The organism is Kosakonia sp. MH5, from assembly GCF_009935945.1.
Classification (GTDB): domain Bacteria; phylum Pseudomonadota; class Gammaproteobacteria; order Enterobacterales; family Enterobacteriaceae; genus Kosakonia; species Kosakonia radicincitans.
Genome location: NZ_QODH01000011.1, coordinates 76656 through 99248, shown reverse-complemented (window position 1 = coordinate 99248; position 22593 = coordinate 76656). Strand labels below are relative to the sequence as shown.

Here is a 22593-nt window from a genome sequence, read left to right as displayed (position 1 = left end):
GGACAAACGCCATGTTGTCCGTCACCAGGAGGAGCGTTAACCGGTAAGGCGATTTCCGCCCTTATCGGATGCGCTGCGGTTAGTTGAAGTGAATACCGTCATAAGTGATGCTGCAACAGGCAACATTGCTGACCCGGACGCTGAAGCCCGCTGTACCGGAAACAACCGTACTGGTCGCGCTGATGGTTGCCGTTCCGTTAGCATCCGTCGTGGTCTGGGTTGTCGACAAGGTCATCGGATCCGTTGTGCTCAGGGTTAGCGTCTGACCGGCGACAGGTTGCCCGTTATCGGGGCGAATCAACTTCACCGCGAAGACGTTCTGATCCACGCCGTTAGCCGGAGAATAATCCGTGATCATCCTGAACATGCTTTGCAGCATGAGGAAATTCACCGGGCTTGTCGCTTCGTTACCATTATCCAGAGAAGCGATAACCGTATTTTTTATCGCTGCAAGCGATACCACTTCTGTTCTGGCTTTACCATTGGCATCGGTCGTCGCCTGGGTGCCCAGCACCTGGCTGAGCGTATCCTGGGTTTTAAAAGTGATGTTAACGCCAGCGATTGGATTTCCTTTGATATCCAGCACGGTGGCTTCCACTTCATCCTGATCCACGCCGTCTCTCAATGCATTGTCTTTGGTGGTCATCAGGTTAACCTGCGCCCGCGCCACACGGGATTCGAACTCCACATCAACCTGGCGGCGGGTGCCGTTGTCCAGCGTTGCCGTTACCGTACTGGGGCCGTCCTGAATATTGGTCAGGTCGACCGTTACAGCGCCATTGCTGTCTGTCGTCACGGTTGATGCTGAAGCCACTGCGCCATTATTCGCTGTGATGGTAACGTTCTGTCCAGCCTGTGGCTTACCGTTGTTGTCGGTGACCACTATTCGCACGCTGTTTTTGTCGCTGCCATCGGCCAGCGCATTATTGCGCGTGACGGTCATGCTACTCACGATATAGCTGATAACCGGCGTAAAGTGGGTATCCGCCGACGTTGTGGTGCCATTGCTTAACGCCGCCGTTACCGTCGTGGTTCCTGCGGCGGTATTGGTCAGCGTGGCCCAGGCCAGCCCGTCTGCCCCCGTCGTTCCGGTCACCGTCGTAACCTGCGCGCCCTTGTTGGCGGTGAAGGTCACGCTTTCTCCGGCAAGGGCATTGCCGTTACCGTCGGTCACTTCCACCTGTACGGCGTTGGCAGAATTACCATCGGCCAGCGCATTATTGCGCGTGACCATCATGTTGTTCATCATCGCGCTGGTTGACGACGTGAAGGTAGTTTTTACTGACGTTGCTGTACCACTGGCCAGCGAAGCGGTGACGATGGCGCTTCCCGGCAGGGTACTGGTCAGCGTCGTCTCTACAACCCCGTCTGCGTCAGTTGTTCCGCTGCGCGTGACGATTTTCGCCCCGTTACTGGCGCTAAAATTGACGGTCTGCCCGGCAAGCGGGTTGCCGTTACCATCGGTCACTTTTGCCTTCACGGCGTTGGCGGCGGCGCCATCGGCCAGCGCATTATCACGGGTAACGATAAGATCGCTGCCCTGGATGGTGGCGAGCGGCGGGTTCACCGTCACCTCTGTGCTGGCACGGTTTGATTTGTTGTCCTGGTTATCCCAGGCCACGGCGCGAATGGGCCAGGTGTTGTTGCCGCTCTGCCACGGTGGGAGAACAACGGTGGCCGTGGTCGTGCCCGTCACATTAATTTTACCGCCAGCGGCCAGCAGCTCTGGCGCATCCCACTCGACGCGTTTCACCCCGTATTTTGCGGTGACGATGGCGTCCAGCGCGATCGTTTCGCCGGCGTTGCCGCTCTGTCTGGCCGGTAGCGCCAGCGTGATCATCTCCTGCTTACGGTAATCAAGCACAATCGCATTGTTACGTTCGACCAGATCGTGACGGCTTCCGGCCAGGCTACGCATGATACGAACCGCATCCGGATTAAGCTGCTCGCGCAGCGAAACGCCCGGCTGATAACGTAACATCAGCGAGAAGCGGGTATCGCTGATGCCGCTGCCAGTCTGATAATCCACCCCCGTCGTCAACAGTGGAACGGGCGTCCAACTCAGCCCTGCTGTAATCGCCCGCGGGTTATTTTGCCGGTTGTTCTTATCAGCCAGCGCCACGTGACTTCCCCGGTACTGCTCATACACCAGACGGCCGCCCAACTGCGGATAATCAGGCAGCCAGGCTTCGGCGCGAATGTCCCAGCCGTCCGCCGGGCGTTCATCGTAATTGGCGAAATCCCTGGACTGATGCCAGCCCGTGAGGCCGAAATAGCTGTTCGCGCTGAGTTTGAGGTAGTCGGTCCAGGCTTCAGCCCCGAAACCCGCGCGGCGGTTGCTGCCGGTGAAGTCGTTATCCAGGAACAGATTAGCGCCGTACATCCAGCTGCCGTAGAGCGTTCGCCATCCGAGCCCCAGGTTGCCGGTCTGCCGCCCCTCTGGCGCACGATATCCGAGCTGCGCAAACAGGATATTCTTCGGGCCATCATAAAGTGGCAGCAAGAAATCTAACGCGCTATTGCCCAGGTTCCCTTTGGTATCAACGTTCAGTTGTACGCGAGCGGTGCCGAACTGTGAGAGCCAGGCCTGCACTTCACTGTTAGCTGCGCCGGAAAAATGGCCCAGCGCCAGGTTTTTCAATGCCCCGGACTGGTCATCTGCTTGCAGTGCTGCGCCAGTGGCCATCGTGGCAACAGAAAAACGGTTTTCCGTGTTGTTTTGGCTGTCGGTGGTTAAAGAGGGAGTGGGCAGAGCAGCGTGTGCCAGCGGATGCCAGACAGGTAATAGCTGCGTCAGTATCAGTAATCCCGAGGTGGTTTTTTTAATATCCATCAATAATGACTCCATTCCTTGCGGCAGGTGTCCCTAAGAAATAATTATTCATCCCGGTAGTAAAAAGCGCAGTAATCATCCAGTTTGTACTCTATTTCCCGGTTATTTTTCTAACGGCTCTGGAATTTACACCATCTCCGGATTGAATTAAGAAGATAGAATCCTAAAAATGGCGTGGATCGCTGATAAATAATTTTGTGTTATCACGATAAATTATTATATGTTTTTCTTGTCTGGTGACTGGAATATAGGTGGTGACTTTTTTTGAAGAGGTTTTTTGTATTTGTGGATGCGTGTTTTTTTAAAGATTAAGCGTATTTTCTATTTTTAATGAAGATATTTCCCTCTCTGTTTCATTGGGCGGAGGCAAAAAGATAACCGCAGCGGCATCACGGTAGCGGAAGATTTTACGCTCTGTCGCTTATCTTCTGCGCAGATCCCGCTATGCTCTTGTGTCTGGTTGAGGTATGGCAACGGCTTCAGGAGGAAAGAAAATGGGCGTGCAGCAAAACATCCGCAGTATTTTAAATGAACTGGCGCAAAATGCGCAGAGCATTGATAACGCGCAAGCCGGGCAGCTTATCGCGCATATCAGAAAAGCGGGCCATATCTTTTTGCAGGGCGCCGGGCGGAGCGGCATTGCTATCCGTGGTTTCGCCAACCGGCTTTTGCACCTTGGTTTTTCCGTCAGCGTGGTGGGGGAAATGTCTTCGCCGCACAGTAAACCGGGGGATTTATTGATTATCGGTTCCGGTAGCGGCGAAACCGGCAGCCTGAAAAGCCTGGCGCAAAAAGCGGTGGAAAGCGGGGTGGATGTGGCGCTGATTACCCTGAACGCCGACTCTTCCATAGGCCGCATGGCAAACTGCGTACTGGTCTTGCCGGGCACAGCAAAAACAGAGAATGCGCGCATTGAAGGTGCGTTTTCCCAGCCGATGGGTTCTGCTTTCGAGCAGCTCTGTTTTATTACCTGTGACGCGATTATTCTTGAACTGATGGCGCAGCTTGGCGAATCCAGCAACAGCATGTTTAAACGGCACGCTGATTTTGAATAATGATACGGAGCGCGTTGCGCTTCGTTAATACATTTTCCCGCTTCCGATTATTTGCGTGATGACGGTCGTAAATTCTTTATTCTGTTTTGAGCTGACTTGGTGATATTAACATTTCATTATATGATGGTATTTATTTTCGGAGCCAGACAATGAATCGTCACGAACTTATACTCCGCGCCGCCAGAACCTGCATGATAGAAAAAGGCTTTCATAATGCCTCCATTAAAAATATCGCGGCCTGCGCTAATGTCAGCGCCGGGCTTATCTATCGCTATTTTGCAAATAAAGACAGCATCATTGAAGCGCTGGTGACCGACATTGTTAATAATATGCGAAGTCACATAAATGACAAACCCCGGCATGATGAGAATCAGCCGTTAGATATATTCCAGGAATCTGCTTTCTGGGCGGATTTGCAGGATAATATCTTTATGCTGATGGATATCGCCTCCGCTGCGATCCGCAACGAGCGCTATAAAAAGCTGGTGACGGAGGCGCACAACGCCTTGCAGGATGATATCGTTCGGCGCGAGAAACAGCGACACCCGGCAATGGATGAGTCGATTATTCGTACCCGCCATTATGTCATCACCATGCTGCTGGATGGCGTCATTGTGCAGTGCGGCAGAAAAGGCTATGTCATCGACGACGAATTACGCCAGATGATTAATGCGATTTTGCATAATCTGGTGCATGCGAAATAATTTAGTCTCCTTCAGGCGTTCGGGTTGCTAAAAATCAACGTATTAAGACGCAGCAGCTCATTTTCATTGAGTTGCTGATCGTAAACCACCCGACAAATAAAGCCATCGATAATAGTCAGTAGCAGACGAATTTGTGCCCGGCTAAACGGTTGCTGCGTTTCTCTATTCAGGAGTTCGGCGTTTCCGGCAAGATAACTAATGGTTCGTTCTTCTTCATCAGTTAATATTTTGCGCACCTGTTCATTTCTTGAGGCTTCCGAATAACTTTCCAGTAATAACGCGTGTTCGCGCTGACTCCAGCCGGACCAGAAAGCGGATTCACTATTCAGAAGATCGCTCAGCGTCGTATCAGATCGTAGCTGGCGAAATAAAAACGCTCGCCATTGGGCCGCGACACTTTTTACCACCTCATTAATCAGCGCCTCTTTACTGTGAAAATCACGATAAAGCTGGCCCGCGCCATAACCCGACCGGCTGAATAACTCGGCCATACTGCACCCGTGAAAGCCGTGCTCGCTGAAACAGGCTTTTGCCGCTTCAATGATTATTTGTCGGCGTTCATTTACGCGTTGCTCTTGTTTGTTTGTCGCCAAAATAAGTTACCTGCGGACGGGTAAATATTGCTCCTGTGGCCGCTTTGCCTGTCCACAGGAGCATTAAGGTTAAAGGCCAGCCGGCCGTGGCACTTCAATGTACTCATCATCGATATTGCGCTGGTAATAGTGGCCATCTTTTACGTAATAGCGTTTGCCGTTGTAGTCCAGCACCGACATCGCGCCGCCAGAAGGACTGTCGACCACCACATAACGACCATCCTGTTTTTGATAATAGAGACCATTCAGCAGGTAGTAGGTTAATCCACCAATCACGATCAGTTCCGCCGCAGGCGGTAAGATGGTCAGGGGCGCATTATCGCGCGGCAACGCGGGGCCTGGGCGGTGCGGATCGCCAAAAGGTGCCGCTATTGTACTGAATGAAAGACTCAGTAAGACGAATAAGGTGCAGGTGTGTTTTTTCATGGTTGCCTTTCCCGGTGTGTCACAAGTATCGAACAGACTCTCTTTACACCCGGCAGAGCATTCTTCTACCGGGTGCTTACACAGTGTCTTAACGCTGCTGCAGTGCTGCCGTTTTCTCTTCCAGCCCTGTACCGCCGCCCATCACTTTATACAGCGTTATCAGGTTGGTGTAATACTCCTGTTGCACGCTGACCAGCGAGGTTCTGGCCGTGTATAACGTGCGCTGGGCATCAAGCGCGTTCAACCAGGTATCCACACCATTGCGGTAACGCAGATACGCCAGCCGGTAATACTCTTCGGCCGCTTTGGTATAGTTTTTCTGCGCGGTGAGTTGATCGTTAATCGTACCGCGCCGCGCCAGCGCATCGGCCACTTCCTGGAAGGCCGTCTGCACCGATTTCTCATAGGCCGCTACGTAGTACTCCTTCTGCGCCTTGGTGTAGTTCAACTGCGAAATGTTATAGCCACCAGTGAAGATGGGCAGCGAAATACTTGGCGAGAAGGACCACACCCCGGCGCCGTGTTTAAACAGTGACGACAGGTCGCTGCTTGCCGCGCCGCCGCTGGCGGTTAGCGAGATGCTTGGGAAGAAATTCGCCCGCGCTGCCCCAATGCTGGCATTGGCCGATTTCAGATTATGCTCGGCTTCCAGCACATCCGGACGATTCAGCAGCACGTCGGAAGAGATGCCCGCCGGGATCTCTTTGAACGCATTTGCCACCGCATCAATGTTTTCCGGGATCAGGTTATCCGGCACGGCCCGCCCAACCACCAGATCGAGGGCGTTTTTATCCTGCGCCACGCTGGTCTGGTATTTCGCCACATCGGCGAGCGCCGAATGGTACGTTGTGGCGGCGGAAGAGACATCCACCATTGACGCAGTGCCGTGACGAAGCTGCGCCTGGGTGACTTCCATCGATTGCCGCGCGCTTTCGGCAGTCTCTTTCGCAATGGTCAGATTGCTTTTATCCGCCGCCAGCGTCAGCCAGTAATCCACCGTGTTGTAGAGCACCGTCAGACGCGTACTGCGCGCCCCTTCGACGGTACCCAGCCAGGTTTCATACTGCTCGCGCGTCAGGCTCTGGTTTTTGCCAAACAGATCCAGCTCAAACGAGCTGGTGCTGGCATCGCCTTCATAGCTGGAACTGACAGACGTCCCGCTGCCGGTGTTGTTGAGCGAGCGGGAACGGGTGCCGGTCAGCTCCGCGTTAACGGTCGGGAAGAGGTTCGAACGCTCTTCGCCATACTGCGCCCGCGCGGATTTCACGCTGGCGACTGCTTCCCGCAGGTCGCGGCTGCTGTCGAGCGCCATCGCCACCACCTGGCGCAGGCGGTCATCGAGAATGTACTGCTGCCAGTCGATATCGCGATAGTTATTCCCCTGAGTGCCTTTCAGGGAGGCATAGGCCTCCCCGGCAGGAAGCTGGCCACTGACCGGCGAGGTTGGCCTGTCATAGTGGGGATCCAGCGAAATACAGCCCGCTAACAGAAACGGTACGCATGCTGCTAAAAGTCTTGCTGACATCTTATTCTCCTGATTTTTCTGTCGTTTCGCGCACTGCTTTGTACTCCTCCGGCACGGAAGGGAATACGCGTCTGACCAGCACGAAGAACAGAGGAACAAGGAAAATGGCCAACAAGGTGGCGGCGATTGTCCCCCCGATAATCCCCGTCCCGATGGCGATTCGACTGTTAGCGCCCGCGCCGGTTGAGATAGCCAGCGGCAGTACACCGGCGGTGAACGCCAGCGATGTCATGATGATCGGGCGTAAACGCGTGCTGGCCGCGTGAATCGCCGCCGCCACCAGGTTTTCGCCTCGCCGGTAGTTTTCCTCGGCGAATTCCACAATCAGGATCGCGTTCTTCGCCGACAGGCCGATGATGGTCAGCAGCGCCACCTGGAAGTAGACATCGTTCTCCAGCCCGCGCAGCGTAATGGCTAACAGGGAACCAAATACCCCGAGCGGAACCACCATCATGACCGAGAAGGGCACTGACCAGCTTTCATACAGCGCCGCCAGGCAGAGGAAGACAACAATCAGCGAAATACCATACAGCGACATGGCCTGGTTCCCGGCCAGGCGCTCCTGGTAGGAGAGGTCGCTCCACGCATAGGTGGTGGCTCCACCAGGCAGGGCTTTTGCCAGTTTCTCCATGGTGTTCATCGCTTCCCCGGAACTGCTGCCGGGCGCGGACTGCCCCTGAATCTCATAGGAAGAGAGGCCGTTATAACGGGAGAGCGCATCCGCGCCATAAATCCAGTGCGCAGAAGCGAACGACGAGAACGGCACCATGGTGCTGTTGCCATCGCTGTCGGTACCGCGAACGAACCAGCTATCGATATCCTCCGGCTTGCTGCGGAAGGCTGAATCCCCCTGGATGTAGACTTTTTTCACCCGTCCACGATCCGAGAAGTCATTCACATACGTTCCGCCGATAGCTGAACTGAGGGTACTGTTGACATCGCTGACGGAGACTCCCAGCGACTGCGCTTTCACGTCATCCACATCGACCTGCACTTGCGGTAAGTCCGGCAGTGAGTTCGGGCGCACGCTGGAGAGCGTCGGATCCTTCGCCGCTTCGGCCAACAACTGGTTACGCAGTTTCAGCAGCGTATCGCGGTCGGTGCCGCCGCGCGCCTGCAACTCAAAGGTGAAGCCGTTCGACTGGCCCAGGCCGCTGACCGACGGCGGCGTCAGCACGAAGATCTGCGCATCACGGATCGAGGAGAGGTTCATCATTGCCCGCTTCGCGATCGCATCGGCGCTGTTCTCTGCGCCTTTACGCAGATCCCAGTTTTTCAGCGAGATAAAGCCCACCCCGGCGTTCTGCCCGCTACCCGCAAAGCTGAAGCCATCGACCAGCATGCTGACGTTGACGTTATCTTTCTCTTTGGTCTGGAAGTAGTTCTGGATCTGTTTACGCACTTCGAGAGTGCGGTTTTCCGTGGCACCTGGCGCCAGCGTGTACTGCACCATGATGTAACCCTGGTCTTCGGTCGGCAGGAAGCCGGTCGGCAGACGCATATACATCACTGCGCAGCCGATTAACAGCACGCTGTACAGCGCCAGATAACGGCCCGGACCATGCAGGACTTTCGCCACGCGCTGGTGGTAACGCTCCTGTATTTTCTCGTAGCTGCGGTTGAACCAGCCGAAGAAACCTTTACCGGCATTTTCATGATCGTGCGGCTTCAGCAGCGTGGCGCACAGGGCAGGGGTGAGTGTTAACGCGATGATCACCGACAGCACCATTGACGAGACGATGGTGATGGAGAACTGGCGGTAAATCACCCCCGTGGAACCGCTGAAGAAGGTCATCGGCAGGAACACGGCGGAAAGCACCATGGCGATACCGATCAGCGCTGCGGTGATCTCCTTCATCGATTTTTCTGTCGCTTGCCGTGGCGGCAGCCCTTCTTCCCGCATCACACGCTCGACGTTTTCCACCACCACGATGGCGTCATCGACCAGCAAACCGATGGCGAGCACTATCCCGAACATCGTCAGGGTGTTGATGGAGTAGCCGAAGGCCGCCAGCACGCCGAAGGTTCCCAGTAGCACCACCGGCACGGCAATCGTCGGGATCAAGGTGGTGCGCAGGTTTTGCAGGAACAGGAACATCACCACCACCACAAGGGCGATCGCTTCGGCGAGGGTTTTCACCACTTCCTCAATGGAAATTTTGACGAAGTCGGTGCTGTCGAGCGGATAGTCAATGGCGTAACCGGCAGGCATGGTACTGCGGAACTCATCGACGGTGTTTTTAACCCGTTCTGCGGTGGATAAGGCGTTCGCGCCGGAGGCCAACTGAATGGCGATACCCGCTGCCGGGTGGCCGTTGGCCAGTACGTTGGCGCTGTAATCTTCGCTGCCCATTTCAACCCGGGCGACATCGCTTAAGCGGACAACGGAACCATCGGTTTTGGTTTTCAGCACAATATTGCGGAACTGTTCCGGCGTTTGCAGACGCGAACGCGAACGCACGGTGGCAACCAGTTGCTGCTCGCCGCTGGCCGGTTGTGCCCCTAACTGCCCGGATGAGACCTGGGTGTTCTGGTTTTCCAGCGCGCTTTCCACATCGGAAGGCATCAGCGAGTAAGCGGCCAGCTTGTTCGGGTCCATCCAGATACGCATCGCATATTCCGAACCAAACACCTGCACGCGGCCCACGCCATTAACGCGCGCCAGCACATCTTCCATGTTGCTGACCAGGTAGTCAGAGACATCCGAAGAGGTACTTTTGTTGGTCTTGTCATACAGCGCCATGACCAGCAGGAAGTCGCTTTGCGCTTTCTCCACGGTCACGCCTTGCGAGGTGACCGCATCCGGTAAGCGGCTTTCCGCCTGCTGGACTTTGTTCTGCACCTGCACCTGCGCAATATCCGGGTCGGTACCCTGCTGGAAGGTAACGGTGATTTTGACCTGGCCCGTGGACGCGGTACTGGAGGAGGAAAAATAGAGCATGCCGTCCAGGCCGGTCAGCTGCTGTTCAATCACCTGCGTTACGCTGCTTTCCAGGGTTTCCGCAGACGCACCGGTATAGGTGGCGGAGATCCTGACCTGCGGCGGCGCAACATCGGGGTACTGCGCGATCGGCAGATTATTAATGCTGATAATGCCAAGCAGCATAATGACGATCGAGATAACCCAGGCAAAGACCGGGCGACGGATGAAAAACTGAGCCAGCATAATTACTTCCCTCCGTTTCCATCACTGGATTCGGTAGCGCCGACTTCCACCGCTTTCACTGTCATGCCAGCCTGCACTTTGCTGGTGCCTTCGGTAATTAACCGGTCACCGCTCTGTAACCCTTGAGTTATCAGCCATTTATTGCCGATCACCCGGTCGGTAACCACCTCGCGACTTTCCACTTTATTCTCTTTATTCACCACCAGCGCAGTGCCGTTGCCTTTGGCATCGCGCGTGATCCCTTGCTGCGGCGCAAGGATCGCTTCGCTGCGCACGCCGTTACTGACGGTGGCGCGCACAAACATGCCCGGCAGCAAATCGTGTTCCGGGTTCGGGAAGACGGCGCGCAGCGTCACGCTGCCGGTGGACTCATCAACAGAGACTTCGGTCAGCTCCAGTTTACCAGGATGCTGATACTGGCTGCCGTCATCCAGCGTCACGGTAACGGGAACCGTATTATCGCTGTTCTGCAACTGCTGTTTTTTCAGTTTCAGCAGTTGCGTGCTCGATTGTGTTAAATCGACGTAAATCGGATCAAGGGTACGGATGGTTGCCAGCGCCGTGGTCTGGCTGGCGGTGACCAGCGCGCCAGGCGTAACGGAGGAAATACCAATGCGACCGGAAATCGGCGCTCTGACTTTGGTGTAACCGAGGTTGATTTTGGCGCTCTCCACGGCGGCGCGATACTGCGCGACGGAAGCCACGTTTTGTTTGTAGGTGGCCATGGCGTCGTCCGCATCCTGACGAGATACGCCATTCTCTTTCACCAATGCGGCATAACGCTCGGCTTTCAGTTTGCTGCTGTTAACAATCGCCACTGCATTCTGCAACTGGGCGATGGCTTCATCGTAGCTTGCCTGATACGTTGCCGGGTCAATTTCGTATAGCACCTGGCCCGCGACAACATCGTCTCCTTCTTTAAATAACCGTTTCTTGATGATGCCTTCGACTTGCGGGCGAACATCAGAAACCATGGTGCCAGTGACGCGTCCTGTCAGGTCACTGAATAGTGTTACCGGTTCGGCCTTCAGCGTGACCACGCCAACTTGCATTGCCATCGCACCTGCATTCGTTTCCGGTTTTTGGTCGCAGGCGACAATCAGACATGCCAGTACGGCCACCATTATTCTTTTCAATGCCATTTGCAAACCTCAGTAATGAACGTTCATTCTCATGCGGGAGGATAGCAAAATGAAGGCGAAAAAATATACGAGGAAAAGTGAAGATATAAAGGATATTTGCTTACAGGCGGATACGTTTAAGGTGCTAAATCCATGAAAAGAGTGCGTGAAATTTCGAATGAAAGGCTGAGCCAAGGTCGCGGCCAGCGGGGAAATGCGGCGCAGCGCGCGCCGCAAAAGGCGCTATGTCAGATCGCGGAAGTTGCCGAGCCGGTAGCCGCGTTCAGCAATGGCGTATTTCAGCGACAGCGAGGTCAGCACCTCCAGTTCGGTTAAACGCGGGTAGCAATAGCTGCTCTGGCGGATGGTGTTATCGACAAACGCCGGGTGACACATCATCTCCAGCGAATCCTCGCCGCGCGCGGCTGAGGCATCCAGCTCCTGTAAAAAGAGCGCGTCAGAAATCGCCTCGCCATAAAAGCCGCTGCTGAAACCCTCGGTACTGCGAAGCCCAGCCGGCAAATCGCTGGCGGGTAATCCTGCCGGGCGATCGAGGCGCAGCGGCAACCCGCGCACGGCGGCAAACTGCGCCACAATCGGCAAGATCTGCGGGATCATATGCACATGGTGATGGCTGTCCAGATGCGTCGGTTCGCGGCCAAAAAGCGCAACAAAGCGCTGGTACTGGCTCGCCAGTTCTTCGGCGATTTCTGCGTGCGGTAATGTATCGGCTTCGGCCATTTGCCAGATCCATTTTCCCAGTTCGCCGTGCCGGGCAAGGCCGGGCATAGGCGTTAAAGGCTGGCCCAGCGTCAGTACAAAGTGCATACCTACCGCAAGAGCGGGCAGTTCACGGCTCAGCTGCGCCGCATGCTCAATCGCCGCGCCGTTGACCAGCGCGGTCGTGGACGTCACCACGCCGTGACGAAAGCTCTCGACAATGCCGTAGTTTTGCCCTTTGCTGAGACCAAAATCGTCCGCGTTAACAATCAATAAGCGTTCCATAGCCGTTCCTTAACGCGGTGACGCTTTCAGTTTGCCGATGCACTCAGCAAAGTTGGGCAGCCACTTTTCATGCGCCAGCAGCATTTCACGCGCCAGCAGTTCCGCATCATGATCCGAATGCACCAGCGGGCTGAGATTGAGCGCCAGCAGCACATCGTTAAATTCACCGCTCAGCGCCGCCTTGCTGGCGGCCACTTCGAAACCTTTAATGGTGTGAATCAGCCCAAGCACTTTTTCGTCAAACTGTGTCACGCGCGGATGGGGCGTCGCGCCGTTGCGCCCGAGAATGCAGGTCATCTCGACCGCCCAGTGCGCCGGGATATTTTCTACGTGTCCGTGATGCGGGATGTTCACATAGTGTTCGGCCTGCTTATCGTTATAGATGGCGTTGATCACTTCGCAGGCGGCATCGGAGTAGTACGCGCCACCGCGCTGCTCCAGCTCTCTCGGCTTCTCTTTGAGCGCCGGATCTTTATAAAGCTCAAACAGTTGCTTCTCAACCTGCTGCACCACCTGCGCCCGCGCGCCGCCTTTGTAATATTCGCCCATCTCAATCGACAGCATCTCTTTTTGCTTGAAGTAATAGAGCAGGTAAGAGCAGGGCAGCAGATTGAGCGCGCGGATTAACCCTTCGCTAAACGGCAGGTCGAAAATGTTCTTCACCGTCGAGGCTTTCAGCCTGCGGGACGCGACGCCGTCGAGCAGTTCGGCAAAGCGCGACGTACCGTTGACCAGCACATCTTTGATAAACACCATATGGTTAAGGCCAAACAGATCGATCGCCAGTTCGTCGCTGTCAGCAAGGTTCAGCACATCGCGGATAAACATTTTCATGCCGATGGGAATATTGCAGACGCCAATAAAACGCTTAAAACCGGTATGGCGATAAACGGCTTCGGTGACCATTCCGGCCGGGTTGGTGAAATTGATAACCCACGCGTTCGGGCAAATCGCTTCCACATCTTTAATAATGTCGAAAATCACCGGAATGGTGCGCAGCCCTTTAAACAAACCGCCCGCGCCGTTGGTCTCCTGCCCCAGATAACCGTGGCTGAGCGGAATCCGCTCATCGAGTTCGCGCGCTTTCAATTGACCGACGCGCAGTTGTGTGGTGACAAAATCTGCGCCCTGCAATGCTTCCCTGCGGTTCAGCGTTTTATAGACTTTCAGCGGTACACCCGCTTTTTCCACCATGCGCTGGCAGAGCGCAAAAATAATATCCAGCTTCTCTTGCCCCTCTTCGACATCGACCAGCCATAATTCAGAAACCGGTAATTCATGGTAGCGCTTAATAAAACCTTCCAGTAATTCCGGGGTGTAGCTACTCCCGCCGCCAATGGTGACGACTTTTAATTTCTGGCTCATAAATTCTCCCTTGAATTCGGTCATGAATGACAGCGGGCAATGAAACGCGCCCGTCACCTTACTGATTGATTTCCGTTAATCGCTTGCGATAGTTATTGGGCGTAAATGAGGTCATTTTTTTGAAAGTTTTAATAAATAAGCTGGGGCTGCTGTAGCCAGCCTCCCAGGCAATATCCGTCACCGAATAGTTGGTCATTTCCAGCTGCTTTTTCGCAAAATCGATGCGGATTTCATTAATAATCTGCATCGGTGTTTTGCGGTAATAGCGGCGGGTGGCGCGGGTCAGATACTCCTGGGATTTGCCCGCCAGCTGGATCATATTTTCCAGCGCATTTTCGCCAAACTGCGTTTTATCGTGCATCGTTTCGACGGTGCTTTTCAGCCATTGCGGAACGTCATCCATGACCGGCTCTTCCCGGTAGTGGCGCAGCCGGTTAATCACGTAGAACGTGACGGCTTCGATAAACTCATCCAGCCCGTTTTCGCGGAAATTCAGCGAAGCGATGACCGTTTCGACATAGGCCATAAAAGCATTGCTGGTGCGATAGGCCTGCGAAGCGACAAAGCAGAAGGGCAGCAGCGCCAGATAGTGCTGTTCAAAGAACGGCTTGCTGATGCCGACATTCAGAATGCGCGTCGCGCCGAACGCGTAAAAACTCTGATGGTGCGAGCCGAGCGGGATAAACACAAAATCGCCGCGCTCCAGCAGCACACGTTTTCCGTTGATCACCTGGTAGTAACGGCCGGTGAGAACCAGCGTAAATTCATAGTAATCATGCTGATGCAGCCCGCTCGTGCTCTCGGTTTTGTTGTAGATAAACACATGGAAATTTTTACCGTTGAAGAGCTGCTGCTCGCGAACCGTTTTAATTCCCTGCGTGTTGATCTGTGGCTGCATGGTTAACTCCTTACGCGTTTTACATCGGGCGGTGGCTTAAGGATAAGCGCACTTACCTCAAGCCAGCGCCCAGGCTTCAGAACTTCAGCGCCGCGGCAATATCTTCTTCGCTCTCTTCCTGATCAATCACGTTCTGCGCTTTGTTGGCGACCACCACAAAAGGCAGGTACACCAGCGTGGCAATCACTAAGTTGAAGAGTGCGAGCAGTAGCGCGGCGATACTGCCATTGGTATTAAAGAAAGCGCCCAGCCCGGTTGGCATCGTCCACGGTGCGATGTTGGTGATCGGTGGAATAATGCCGCTGTAATAGGCCAGCAGGGTGATGGCGGCGAGGATCGGTTGCACCAGAATAAACGGGATAAACATCACCGGGTTCATGATAATCGGCAGGCCGAACAGAATCGGTTCGTTAATCTGGAACAGGCCGGAAGGCAGCGCCAGTTTCGCCACCTGGCGATAATCCGCCCGCCGGGAGGCGAAGAAGATGGCGATAATCAGCCCGAGCGTCGCGCCGCTGCCGCCCAGAAAAATGTACGAATCCAGCATCGGCTTGGCCCAGACATGGAACGTTTTTCCAGCGGCCAGCGCCGCATCAACGGAGCCGTACTGCTGATAAACGGCGATATTTTCCAGCGCCCACGGCGTCATAATGCCGCTGTCCAGCGCGGTCAGCGCCAGCGAACCGTGAATACCAAAGAACCACAGCAGCGGCACAAACAGCACGTACACCCAGCCGACAATACTGCCGAGCGAGGCCAGCGGCGTGGAGATGGTATCCATAATCAGCTGGTGGAAGTTGGTGCCGAAATGCGTCAGCGCCCAGGCGACAATGCCCATCAGCGACAGAATAATAAAGCCGGGGATCAGCGCGGAAAACGAACGCGCCACCGAAGCGGGCACGCTCTCCGGCAACGTAATCACCCAGTTGCGCCGCACAATAAAGGTAAACAATTCGGCGACTACCAGGCCAATAATCATCCCGGAAATAATATTCGCCCCGCCTAACCAGTTTGCGCCAACGGCATAAGCTTCGCCGACGCTATAAGGTGTGACGGTCATAAAAGCGGCAATGGATAATAATCCGGCGGCCAGCGCATCAACTTTGCGTTCTTCCGCCAGCGCCATACCAATAAAGAACGGCGCCATTAACGACATAATGCCCAGCGTGCCGTTATAGACGTTGCCGCCAATACCTTTTAAACCGTTGAGCGTTTCAATGGTCGAGGCATCCAGGCGGATGCCTAACGAATAGAAAAACGATCCTTCGCCAAAACTTAAAAATACGTTATTAATTAAAACAAACATCGCACCCGCGAGCGTTAATGGCATTAAACGAATAAAGCCATTTTTAATCGCATTAACGTGAGGCTGTTTTCCTAATTTAACCGCAAAAGGAAGAAGTATCTTTTCAAGTGAAGCAATCGCATTACTCATAGAAAAATACCCTTAAATACCGCAACAGGTTATTGCGGCGCAGTGTGAGGGAATAACTCAGTAATAAGAGACGTTAATTATTGGCGGCGGCCTGTTTAATGGCAGCGACGGCCGCTTTCAGCACGCCCAGACCATCAACTTTGCCGTACAGCAGCGAGTCAATCACTTCGACTGGTTTATTCGGCAGCAACTGTTGAATGTCCGCTAACTTCCACGCAATTTGCGGGCCGAGCAATACCACATCCGCCTGCGGCCCCTTTTCTGCGGCCAGAGACTCAGAAAATGCTTCAATAATGACCGGTACTTCATATTTTTCCGCCTGCGCACGCATCTTTGACACCAGCAGCGACGTTGACATACCCGCTGAACAAAACAGATAAATACGTTTTTTTTCCATTATGCGTCCCTCAATATGCGATTTTCTGTCGGCCAGATCCTATGCAGGCTGCGTTAGGGCTTCCTGCAATGGCTGCCCCGCGAAGCGGGAGAACTTTTTTCTGCGTCCGAAACAAGTATACGGCACGCTTCCGGCTTAGGATATTTCTCAACTTGCCAAAATTGTCTGTGGTTGACCTGGCGCTATGTTCATCTTCACATTTTCGTAAATAGATCGTTAAAAATTGTGCTTTGGTGATGAGAGGGGCGGTGGCAGGAGAGGAAATGCCCCCAGGCCGGGGGCAGGCGTGCATCAGAAGTCGTAGCGCAGGCGCACGATATTCATGTCGCTCAGGTTGTCGCTGCTGGAGGTAAACACGTGTTCGTAATCGACACGGAAACCATAATCCAGCTGGAAAGTCACACCGACGCCGTTATCAATACGCTGATAATCGCGACCAGTGGTGTATTGCAGACGGTCGCCCATCACGTACGGTTGTACATATTTAAGCGCGTACTGGCCCACCGGGATTTTATAACCGGCAAAGTATTCAATCCCCCACGCATCGCCCGCGAAGTAGTTTTGCACGTCGGATTTTTTGGTCAGCAGGAAGTTCTGATACCAGCCGCCGCCGAAGGAGAAGGTCCAGTTATCCGGCGTCCAGCTCAGCGCGGTACCGAGGATGTTCTGATCGTAGTTTTTGCTGTCGTCCGTTGATGGCAGGCGCATTTCCGCACGGGTGTAGTTCCACGCCGTACCCCATGTCAGGGTATCGGTCAGGTGATAATCGACACCCAGTGAACCGCCGCCTTTACGTTTGTAACGCGTGCCGTTGCCCGGCAGATAGTCGGAATCATTGAACAGGTAAGAGACATAAATATCCGCGTCGCCAACGGTTTTCTTATATTTGAGCATATTACGTGAGCGATAAGAGCCGTCGTAGTCGCCGTTGATACCGTTGCCCGGCGCCTGGGCCTTCATGTCGTAATCCCAGATATCAGTTTTCGCACCCACGACATCGTAATAAATACTGTTCTGCTGACCGTAGGTGAGCGTCCCCCAGGTTTTACTTTTCAGCCCGGTGTAGAGCATACGGCGGGTCGTATTTCGTGTGCCTTCGGCATAGTGATTATCCCAGTCAAAAAGTGCCGGAATGTTCACGCCGAGTTCGTAATAGTTAATCCAGCTAATATCATCAAACAGATAGTAGTCGGAGGAGAAACGAAAACGGGTACCGCCATCGTAGCCGTTACGTTTGTACGAGCCTTTGTCGCTGTTGCCCATCGCGTTATCGAACTGCGGGCGGATAGACCCCCCGACGGTAAAGTTCAGACGGCTCAGCGGGTCGTCGGCCTGTGGATCCTGTTTCAGCAGAGTAATTTCTGCCTGCGCTGCGAAAGACATCAATGCCACTGCTGCACCGATCGAGGCTGTCAGCATTTTTAATTTAGTATTCATTTATTTTTCCTCGGGAATGCTACTCACTATTAGCGCGGGCATAGTAATTTACGAATATGACAGTTCTGTTTCCAAAATTAGAGATTCGTGCGCTTAATTTATTTAAATGTATATAAACGTAACGTCTGGTTTCTGTTTTTTATATTTGTCTGAATACATGTCTGGCGGTAATTTTTCTCGTTTTAAAGAAAAAAAGCTCGTTTTGCTAATAATGATATGTGCCCATAATAAAGGCACAGATTGTTAAGCGTTTTGTTGCTGACAGAGAGTAAAACGTGCGGACAATAATGAGATCTGGTAGTACTAACGCGCTTGAAATATCTTACCGAACAGCCATGTTCGGTTTTTTTTGCCTGAAATGTTTCGCGGTGGGACGGGGGAAATAGTTATTCAGCCCCGTTTATTGCGCAGCGATCTGTTAAATCTCCCAAATAAATATTTAGCCGCCGGAGAGCGGCGGCTAAAACTCAGCGGTTAAAGACGTTGCGGCCAATTTCAACGGCCTGTTGTAACGCCGCTTCCGCGCTGCCGAGATCCGGCAGCATCAGCGTGGCATTGGTCAGCACCGGCGCGCCGCAGTAATCAAAAATCCCGTGCGCGATTTGTGTGTTCCACGATTGCGCATAACCATGCTTTTCGAAGGTGCGGCGATCGGCCCCGCCCAGCGCCACAAGATGGACCGGCAAATGGCCGAGCTTTTTAATCACTTTACCTTCGCCACTATCGGCATAGGCCCAGCCGTTACTAAAGACGCGATCGATCCAGCCCTTTAACAGCCCCGGCATTGTCCACCAGTAAATAGGAAATACCAGCACCAGCGCATCGGCGTTAGCAATACGCGCCTGTTCGGCGAGCACATCGGCGGGCAGCGGCGCGGTTTGATTGAAGGCGGCGACATCCGCTGCTGAAAAGCGCGGGTCAAACCCTTCTCGCGCCAGGTCGGCGATTTCCGCGCTGTGTTGCCGCCCCTGCTGGCGAATACCTTCCGCAACTGCCTGCACCAGAGCGTGCGTTAATGAACTCTCCAACGGGTGCGATACTACGATCAAAGCGTGCATGTGAAACCTCCTCAGTTGCCATCCGCGATGAACGGACGTAATCTTATATACCAAAGGTAACCTACCAATAGTAAGTTGCCTTTGGTATATAACCTTGTCAACGGAGAAAGAGGATGACCGCAACAGGTACACGGCAGCGACTCACGCGGGAAGCGCGTTTTACTCAACTGGTGGCGGTGGCCTGGCAAATCATTCGTGATGAAGGCACGGAAGCGCTGACGCTCAGCCATCTTGCTGAACTCGCCGGTGTCACCAAACCCGTGGTTTACGACCATTTCACCAGCCGCTCCGGTCTGCTGGCTGCGCTGTATCGTGAATACGATCAGCGGCAGAACCAAAAAATGGATGATGCGCTGCGCACTACCAAAGCCGAACTGGCGCCGCGGGCGACGGTGATCGCCACCGCCTATATCGAATGCGTACTGCTGCAAGGGCGTGAAATGCCCAGCGTACTGGCGGCGCTGGCGGGCACGCCGGAGCTGGAAAAAATCCGCCAGGAGTATGCCGCCGATTTCATTGAGAAGTGCCGCGCGCTGTTCTCGTCATTTTGCGTAAAACCGTTACGTGATGCTGCCTTGTGGGCCATGCTCGGCGCGGCGGAAGGGCTGTCATGGGCGGCGGTGCAGGGCGCCATCACCGAGGCGCAAGCCAAAGAGGAGCTGAAAGCGGTGATTATGGCGATGGTGCAGGCCAGCGTATAACGCGGATTTTTCGTCCTGGCGCGTTGCTTGCATTAACCTGGCATGACTTCCGGGGAGCACGCGCATGATTGCCAACTCATCAACCACCATCCGTTTTTTACTGGCATCACGCCAGTGTGAGCTGAACAGCCTGCGTTATCTGCTGCAACGCGGTGAACTGGTAGGCAAAATCAGCCAACTGGTGCATATGCTGCAACGCGAGCGCGGCACCTCGAATATGTTTCTTTGCGCGGCTGAAGGGCAGTTTGCCGATGAGCTATCCCAACGCGCGCGCGACGTTGCCGGGGCGCAGGCACCGCTGCTGGCGCAACTCGACACGCTGGAGAGCCAGATTGCCGCCAGCCCGCAGGCCAGCCGCCTCTTCAGCCACGTTGCCAGCGTTATTTACGCGCTCAGCCTGCTGCCCGCGCTGCGCCAGCAAATCCGCCAGCGCAAACTGCCGCTGCCGCAGGCGATGAGCTTCTTTAACGACATCATTCGCCATTTGTTGTCGCTGGTGTTTGAACTCACCGATACCGCCGCCGAACCGGACATCTCCCGTGCGCTGATCGCCATGTTCAGCTTTATGCAGGGGAAAGAGTTTGCCGGGCAGGAGCGGGCCATTGCCGCTGCCGCCTTTGCCGCCGGGCAATTCAGCGAAGAAACCCGGCAAAAGCTGCTCGATCTGATTGAGCGACAGGAGCGCTGCTTCGCCACCTTTGCCGATTTTGCTGATGAGCCGCACCGGCTGCGCTGGCAGCAGATGCAGACCGACAGCCAGTTTGAGCGACTGCGGCGTATTGCCTGTACCGGGCGTGAAGGATTTGCGGCGGACAGCGGTTTGCGCTGGTTCGCGCTCGCCACGCAGCGCATTGATGCGATGAAAATCGAGGAAGATGCGCTGGCACAAACGCTGATGGCGCACTGCCGCGCGCGCATTGCCGCCGCTGAACAGGCCAGCCATCAGCAGCAGGCCGATATCGAAAGCCTGATGCCGCAGCCGGAAGAGGAGGAGAGCCGCTATTCGGTGTTTATCGACAATCACGGCTGGCTGGAGAGCGGCGGCGTGCGCCCACAGCTCGGGCGTTCACTGTTAACGCTGGTGCAGCAGCAGTCACGCCGCTTACAGGCGCTGGATACCGAACTGGCGGCGCTGCGGGAAACGCTCAACGAGCGCAAACAGATTGAGCGCGCCAAAAGTCTGCTGATGCAGCATCGCCAGCTTAGCGAAGAAGAGGCCTATAAAACCCTGCGCAGCATGGCGATGAATCAGAACAAAAAGCTGGTGGAGATAGCCGGCGCGATGCTGGCGGTCGCGGATGTTTTTCCTCTACCCCCTAAGGAGTAGCTGCACATCCGGGGTGCGAAATGTGCTCTCCGGCAGTGCGAAAACGTGCCCGGCAAACGGGCGAGTTTTGCGCAACGCGTGAAATTTCGCCTGTTGCAGCGTGATCACGCATTCTGGCACAGCCCTTGCTTTATCCATTGAGAAATTAATTAAGACGCACTATCGGCCAATGGCGGTCGGTGCCGCGTCAACCGGACAACGGCGTCCATAAGCGTGCAGCTTTGCACAGGCTTATGGACGCCGTTTTTTTTTGCATCCGCAACGGTGAGCAAGAGGGTGGCAATGAGCGATGGCAACAAAGGTATGACGGTTTCCCGTCGGCAGTTTTTACTGGGCAGCGCGGCGCTGGGCAGCAGCCTGCTATTGCCTGGGGTGATCAATCGCGCATGGGCCGCAGGCTCGGATGCGCCGGAACTGAGCGAAATCCGCGTCGGTTTTATCCCGCTGACGGATTGTGCCTCGGTGGTGATGGCCGCTGTTAAAGGCTTCGACAAAAAATATGGCATCACCATTGTGCCGAGCAAAGAAGCCAGTTGGGCCGCGGTACGCGACAAGCTGGTTTCCGGCGAACTGAACGCGTCGCACATTCTCTACGGCCAGCTTTACGGCCTGCAAATGGGGCTTTCCGGGCCGCAAACCGAGATGGCGGCGCTGATGACCATCAACCAGAACGGGCAGGGGATCACGCTGGCGAACCAGTTGCACGAGGCGGGCGTTAATGACTTAGCCTCGCTGCAAAAACATATCTCCGCCAGCCCGGCAGGCACTTATACCTTTGCCCAGACCTTTCCCACCGGCACGCACGCCATGTGGCTCAACTACTGGCTGGCAAGCGCAGGCATCAACCCGCTCACTGACATTCGCAGCGTGGTGGTGCCGCCGCCGCAAATGGTGATGAACATGAAGATCGGCAATATGGTCGGCTACTGCGTGGGCGAACCGTGGAACCAACGCGCCATCAGCGATGGCATCGGCTTTACCGCCGCCACCACGCAGGATATCTGGCCGGATCATCCGGAAAAAGTGCTCGGTACCCGCGCAGACTGGGTAGCCAAAAATCCCAACAGCGCCCGTGCGCTGACTGCCGCCATTCTTGAGGCTTCACGCTGGATTGACGCCTCCGACGATAACCGCCGCGAAACGGCGCGGGTCATTGCAGGGCGCGCTTACCTCAACACCAAAGAGGAAACCATTCTCGGGCGCATGCTCGGCCAGTATGAAAACGGCCTGGGCAAAAGCTGGAAGGATGAGCACGCGATGCGCTTCTTCCACGACGGCTCCGTCAACTATCCGTGGCTCTCCGACGGCATGTGGTTCCTCACCCAGCATAAACGCTGGGGGCTGCTTACCAGCGATCCGGATTACCTCGGCGTCGCCCGCAAGGTTAACCGCATCGACATCTACAAACAGGCTGCTGCGGCGGTCAGTAACGTCCCGCTGCCGGGCAGCGACATGCGCAGCAGTGTCCTGATCGATGGCATTCGCTGGGATGGCAGCAACCCTGCCGCCTATGCCAGCGGCTTTAGCGTAAAGAAATAGGAGGTCGC

The 22593-nt window shown here is 54.9% G+C and carries 18 protein-coding genes; 5 read left to right on the top strand and 13 right to left on the bottom strand.

What is annotated here, in order from left to right; all coding sequences use genetic code 11:
* Positions 1–79: 79 nt before the first annotated feature.
* Positions 80–2833 carry an inverse autotransporter beta domain-containing protein gene (locus DK872_RS23020; RefSeq protein ID WP_161518890.1) on the bottom strand — a complete coding sequence of 918 codons (2754 nt, stop codon included), beginning with the start codon at positions 2831–2833 and terminating at the stop codon, positions 80–82.
* A gap of 494 nt (positions 2834–3327) precedes the next feature.
* Between DK872_RS23020 and hxlB the strand changes: the two genes are divergently transcribed.
* Together hxlB and DK872_RS23010 are read left to right on the top strand one after the other, a co-directional pair.
* Positions 3328–3888, top strand: coding sequence for a 6-phospho-3-hexuloisomerase (gene hxlB, locus DK872_RS23015; protein ID WP_007370469.1), 561 nt, complete (start codon positions 3328–3330; stop codon positions 3886–3888).
* A 149-nt stretch (positions 3889–4037) separates the two neighbouring features.
* On the top strand, positions 4038–4592 hold the full coding sequence (locus DK872_RS23010) for a TetR/AcrR family transcriptional regulator (protein WP_035887750.1): 555 nt from the start codon (positions 4038–4040) through the stop codon (positions 4590–4592).
* Between the two features lie 11 nt (positions 4593–4603).
* Here DK872_RS23010 and DK872_RS23005 read toward each other — a convergent pair whose 3' ends face one another.
* The 12 genes from DK872_RS23005 to DK872_RS22950 all read right to left on the bottom strand — a co-directional run bounded on the left by DK872_RS23005 (position 4604) and on the right by DK872_RS22950 (position 19018).
* Complete coding sequence (locus tag DK872_RS23005) at positions 4604–5185, bottom strand: TetR/AcrR family transcriptional regulator (protein WP_007370471.1); 582 nt, start codon at positions 5183–5185, stop codon at positions 4604–4606.
* Positions 5186–5254: 69 nt separating this feature from the next.
* Positions 5255–5611: a DUF6515 family protein gene (locus DK872_RS23000; protein WP_161518889.1), complete on the bottom strand. Its 357-nt coding sequence runs from the start codon at positions 5609–5611 to the stop codon at positions 5255–5257.
* 88 nt (positions 5612–5699) lie between these two features.
* On the bottom strand, positions 5700–7136 hold the full coding sequence (locus tag DK872_RS22995; RefSeq protein ID WP_079517444.1) for an efflux transporter outer membrane subunit: 1437 nt from the start codon (positions 7134–7136) through the stop codon (positions 5700–5702).
* Position 7137: 1 nt separating this feature from the next.
* The gene (locus tag DK872_RS22990) at positions 7138–10302 is read right to left on the bottom strand and encodes an efflux RND transporter permease subunit (RefSeq protein WP_007370474.1); all 3165 of its coding nucleotides are present in this window, start codon (positions 10300–10302) and stop codon (positions 7138–7140) included.
* 2 nt (positions 10303–10304) lie between these two features.
* Positions 10305–11444 carry an efflux RND transporter periplasmic adaptor subunit gene (locus DK872_RS22985; protein WP_107147281.1) on the bottom strand — a complete coding sequence of 380 codons (1140 nt, stop codon included), beginning with the start codon at positions 11442–11444 and terminating at the stop codon, positions 10305–10307.
* Between the two features lie 222 nt (positions 11445–11666).
* The gene (chbG, locus tag DK872_RS22980; RefSeq protein ID WP_161518888.1) at positions 11667–12428 is read right to left on the bottom strand and encodes a chitin disaccharide deacetylase; all 762 of its coding nucleotides are present in this window, start codon (positions 12426–12428) and stop codon (positions 11667–11669) included.
* Positions 12429–12437: 9 nt separating this feature from the next.
* Entirely contained in the window at positions 12438–13793 is a 1356-nt protein-coding gene (locus tag DK872_RS22975) for a 6-phospho-beta-glucosidase (protein ID WP_161518887.1), read from the bottom strand.
* A 58-nt stretch (positions 13794–13851) separates the two neighbouring features.
* On the bottom strand, positions 13852–14691 hold the full coding sequence (gene chbR, locus DK872_RS22970) for a transcriptional regulator ChbR (RefSeq protein WP_161518886.1): 840 nt from the start codon (positions 14689–14691) through the stop codon (positions 13852–13854).
* 76 nt (positions 14692–14767) lie between these two features.
* Entirely contained in the window at positions 14768–16126 is a 1359-nt protein-coding gene (chbC, locus tag DK872_RS22965) for a PTS N,N'-diacetylchitobiose transporter subunit IIC (protein ID WP_071921312.1), read from the bottom strand.
* A gap of 73 nt (positions 16127–16199) precedes the next feature.
* The gene (locus DK872_RS22960; RefSeq protein ID WP_007370480.1) at positions 16200–16523 is read right to left on the bottom strand and encodes a PTS sugar transporter subunit IIB; all 324 of its coding nucleotides are present in this window, start codon (positions 16521–16523) and stop codon (positions 16200–16202) included.
* A 291-nt stretch (positions 16524–16814) separates the two neighbouring features.
* On the bottom strand, positions 16815–17960 hold the full coding sequence (locus DK872_RS22955; RefSeq protein ID WP_007370481.1) for a porin: 1146 nt from the start codon (positions 17958–17960) through the stop codon (positions 16815–16817).
* A gap of 467 nt (positions 17961–18427) precedes the next feature.
* The gene (locus tag DK872_RS22950) at positions 18428–19018 is read right to left on the bottom strand and encodes an NAD(P)H-dependent oxidoreductase (RefSeq protein ID WP_007370483.1); all 591 of its coding nucleotides are present in this window, start codon (positions 19016–19018) and stop codon (positions 18428–18430) included.
* 113 nt (positions 19019–19131) lie between these two features.
* On the opposite strand from DK872_RS22950, the gene DK872_RS22945 reads away from it, so the two are divergent.
* The 3 genes from DK872_RS22945 (at position 19132) to DK872_RS22935 (ending at position 22585) form a co-directional block, all read left to right on the top strand.
* Positions 19132–19719, top strand: a complete 588-nt coding sequence (locus DK872_RS22945; protein ID WP_161518885.1) for a TetR/AcrR family transcriptional regulator — start codon at positions 19132–19134, stop codon at positions 19717–19719.
* Between the two features lie 64 nt (positions 19720–19783).
* Positions 19784–21046 carry a nitrate regulatory protein gene (locus DK872_RS22940; RefSeq protein WP_007370485.1) on the top strand — a complete coding sequence of 421 codons (1263 nt, stop codon included), beginning with the start codon at positions 19784–19786 and terminating at the stop codon, positions 21044–21046.
* 282 nt (positions 21047–21328) lie between these two features.
* Positions 21329–22585: a CmpA/NrtA family ABC transporter substrate-binding protein gene (locus DK872_RS22935; protein ID WP_161518884.1), complete on the top strand. Its 1257-nt coding sequence runs from the start codon at positions 21329–21331 to the stop codon at positions 22583–22585.
* Positions 22586–22593: the final 8 nt, after the last annotated feature.

Coding starts and splice junctions, on each gene's coding strand:
- DK872_RS23020 (WP_161518890.1), bottom strand. CDS start 2,833: ATGGATATTAAAAAAACCACCTCGGGATTACTGATACTGACGCAGCTA.
- hxlB (WP_007370469.1), top strand. CDS start 3,328: ATGGGCGTGCAGCAAAACATCCGCAGTATTTTAAATGAACTGGCGCAA.
- DK872_RS23010 (WP_035887750.1), top strand. CDS start 4,038: ATGAATCGTCACGAACTTATACTCCGCGCCGCCAGAACCTGCATGATA.
- DK872_RS23000 (WP_161518889.1), bottom strand. CDS start 5,611: ATGAAAAAACACACCTGCACCTTATTCGTCTTACTGAGTCTTTCATTC.
- DK872_RS22995 (WP_079517444.1), bottom strand. CDS start 7,136: ATGTCAGCAAGACTTTTAGCAGCATGCGTACCGTTTCTGTTAGCGGGC.
- DK872_RS22990 (WP_007370474.1), bottom strand. CDS start 10,302: ATGCTGGCTCAGTTTTTCATCCGTCGCCCGGTCTTTGCCTGGGTTATC.
- DK872_RS22985 (WP_107147281.1), bottom strand. CDS start 11,444: ATGGCATTGAAAAGAATAATGGTGGCCGTACTGGCATGTCTGATTGTC.
- chbG (WP_161518888.1), bottom strand. CDS start 12,428: ATGGAACGCTTATTGATTGTTAACGCGGACGATTTTGGTCTCAGCAAA.
- DK872_RS22975 (WP_161518887.1), bottom strand. CDS start 13,793: ATGAGCCAGAAATTAAAAGTCGTCACCATTGGCGGCGGGAGTAGCTAC.
- chbR (WP_161518886.1), bottom strand. CDS start 14,691: ATGCAGCCACAGATCAACACGCAGGGAATTAAAACGGTTCGCGAGCAG.
- chbC (WP_071921312.1), bottom strand. CDS start 16,126: ATGAGTAATGCGATTGCTTCACTTGAAAAGATACTTCTTCCTTTTGCG.
- DK872_RS22960 (WP_007370480.1), bottom strand. CDS start 16,523: ATGGAAAAAAAACGTATTTATCTGTTTTGTTCAGCGGGTATGTCAACG.
- DK872_RS22955 (WP_007370481.1), bottom strand. CDS start 17,960: ATGAATACTAAATTAAAAATGCTGACAGCCTCGATCGGTGCAGCAGTG.
- DK872_RS22950 (WP_007370483.1), bottom strand. CDS start 19,018: ATGCACGCTTTGATCGTAGTATCGCACCCGTTGGAGAGTTCATTAACG.
- DK872_RS22945 (WP_161518885.1), top strand. CDS start 19,132: ATGACCGCAACAGGTACACGGCAGCGACTCACGCGGGAAGCGCGTTTT.
- DK872_RS22940 (WP_007370485.1), top strand. CDS start 19,784: ATGATTGCCAACTCATCAACCACCATCCGTTTTTTACTGGCATCACGC.
- DK872_RS22935 (WP_161518884.1), top strand. CDS start 21,329: ATGAGCGATGGCAACAAAGGTATGACGGTTTCCCGTCGGCAGTTTTTA.